The sequence below is a fragment of the Cryobacterium sp. W22_MBD10_FK3 genome, from assembly GCF_052113745.1.
In the GTDB taxonomy this organism is placed as follows: Bacteria; Actinomycetota; Actinomycetes; order Actinomycetales; family Microbacteriaceae; genus Cryobacterium.
The window spans coordinates 1-2,577 of record NZ_JBGQOH010000039.1 but is presented as its reverse complement, the minus strand read 5'-3'; the positions used below and the strand labels follow the sequence as shown (position 1 = coordinate 2,577).

The following is a 2,577-nucleotide window of genomic DNA, read 5'->3' as shown; positions in this document are numbered from 1 at the left end:
TAGAACTGCCCGCTGGTGGCCATGAGATCTGCCCACTTCTATTTCTGAACCCCCGCCCGGTTACACGGCGGGAGCCCCTTCCTGGGTTTTGATGACGGTGTCTAGTCGCATCAAAGTCGCCCAGGAAGAGGCCCTGAATGAAGTTTGACGGAGAAATCATGGAAATACTCGCTGCTTACGATCTGACTGGGTCGTTGCGCGCCACAGCCGAGCTCACCGGCTGCTCGCACCATACTGTTGCCCGGCACGTCGCGGCCCGGGACGCCGGCCGGCCGATCGCGGAACCCGCGTTCCGGGGCCGAGTCACGGACCCGTTTATGCCCAAGATCGAGGAATGGGTCGAGAAGTCCCAGGGCAAGATCCGTGCCGACAAGGCTCACGAGAAGCTCCGCGCTTTGGGCTATGACGGGTCGGAGCGATCGACCCGGAGGGCGGTCGCGCAGGTCCGCGCCGCGTTCCGTCTGGGCCAGGTGCGAGTGCACCGGCCGTGGATCACGGAGCCGGGGATGTGGTTGCAATACGACTTCGGCGACGGCCCCGTCATCGACGGCAAGAAGACCGTGTTGTTCGTCGCCTGGCTGGCCTGGGCGCGGTTCCGCATCGTGATCGCGCTGCGCGACCGGACGGCGCCGAGCGTGTTCGCGGCGCTGGATCGCTCCTTCCGGATTCTCGGCGGAGCACCGACCTACGTCCTCACAGACAACGAGAAGACCGTCACCGTCTCGCACGTTGCGGGCGTTCCGGTGCGGAACCCGCAGACGGTCGAGTTCGCCCGGCACTACGGCGTGACCGTGTTGACTTGCCAGCCCGCGGATCCGGCCTCCAAGGGTGGGGTGGAGTCGTCGGTGAAGCTCGCCAAGGCTGACATCGTGCCCAAAGACACCAACCTTCGGGCCGAATACGCCTCGTTCGCTGAGGTGGAAGCGGCCTGCGAGGCGTTCATGATCGAGGTCAACAACCGCGAGCACCGCGCCACCAAGCGCAAGCCCGCGGTGATGCTCGAGGAGGAACGACCCCGGCTGCACCGGGTCCCCGACACCGCGCACACCGTCGCGCTGGGCCTGACCCGCATGGTTCCGGAGAACACGCCGATGGTCACGTTTGAGACCGGCCAGTACTCCGTCCCGGCGCACTTGCTCGGCGCGCGGGTGTTCGTCCGCAGCCACGGCGTTGGGGCCGACGAGCAGGTCGTCATCGTCCACGTCGGCAGCGACGGACCCGTCGAAGTCGCCCGGCACCACCGCGCCCGCCCCGGCAGCCCCCGCATCGACGACGCCCACTTCTCGGGCCGCAAGGAGAAGATCCCGGGCGACTACACGATCACCCCGCGCAGCACCGCCGAGACCGAGTTCCTGGCCATCGGCGCCGGCGCGCACGCCTGGTTGCTCGAGGCCGCTGCGGTCGGCACCGCGCGGATGAACGTGAAGATGGCCGAGGCGGTGGCGCTGGCCAAGATCAGTGGCACGGCCCGAGTCGACGAGGCCCTCGGCCAGGCTGCCACCTATGGTCGTTTCGCGACCGGCGACCTCGCCTCCCTGCTCAGCGCCGGAGGCGTTCGACCGCCGGCCCGGTCGGCGACGGAGACCAGTTCGCTAGCACAGGGCACCGCCGGGTGGGCAGCCATCGGACAGGCCACCGAGGACGAGTTGGAGCAGAGCGCATGAGCGTCACACAGACCGCCGCACCCGCGCTGCCAGCGGACTTAGAGGCGTTGATGCGGCAGCTGAAGATGCCCTACGCCCGCGCCCTGGCCCCGGAGCTCATCGCGACCGCCCGGGCGCAACGATGGGAACCCGCCGAGATCATCAAGGCCCTGTTCGTCGAGGAAGTCACCGGCCGGTCCCGGTCGATGCTCGCGACCCGGCGCCGCGCGGCAGGGTTCCCGACGGGGAAGACGTTCGATACCTGGGACGAGACGGTCTCCTCGATCCCAGTGCCCACCCAGCAGGCCTTGCGGACGTTGGAATGGATAGGCCGGAAGGAGAACGTCGTCGTTTGCGGCCCGTCAGGGACCGGGAAGACGTTCTTCCTCGAGGCCCTCGGCCAGCAAGTCGTCGAGGCCGGCATGCGGGTCGCGTGGTTCCGCCTCGAAGACCTCGGCGCCCTCGTCCGCGCACACCGCGCCGACGACTCCGTCGGCCGGGTCGTCGCCCGGATCCTGCGCTCCGATTTGATCGTGATCGACGACATCGGCCTTCTCGAAGTGGGCGCTGACGCGGCCGAGGGTCTCTATCGACTCGTCGATGCCGCTTACGAGAAACGGTCCATCGCGATCTCGTCGAACCTGCACCCCGCGGGGTTCGACGAGCTCATGCCCAAGACCCTCGCGACGGCGACCGTTGACCGGCTCCTGCACCACGCCCACGTCTGCCAAACCTCGGGCGACTCGATCCGCCTCACCCAGGCCCTCGCCGGGAAGGGCGTCACGAAGATGAGTTAGACCACCAACGACCGCGAATGGCCAACGCCACCAACACCCAGGTGGGCAGATCTGTTGGCCATGAGTGGGCAGTTTCCATGGCCACCAGCGGGCAATTCTGCTGGCCGCCTACGGGCAGTTCCTAATGGCCATTGACA

General features: G+C 67.6%; 2 protein-coding genes. Both read left to right on the top strand.

The window, feature by feature from the left end; translation table 11 throughout:
* Positions 1-137 precede the first annotated feature (137 nt).
* Positions 138-1,664 (top strand): IS21 family transposase, encoded by a 1,527-nt coding sequence (gene istA / locus ACEN2M_RS18680; RefSeq protein ID WP_441649646.1) that lies wholly within the window; start codon positions 138-140, stop codon positions 1,662-1,664.
* The gene (gene istB / locus ACEN2M_RS18675) at positions 1,661-2,440 is read left to right on the top strand and encodes an IS21-like element helper ATPase IstB (RefSeq protein ID WP_441649645.1); all 780 of its coding nucleotides are present in this window, start codon (positions 1,661-1,663) and stop codon (positions 2,438-2,440) included. The genes istA and istB overlap by 4 nt, the downstream gene beginning before the upstream one ends.
* Positions 2,441-2,577 lie beyond the last annotated feature (137 nt).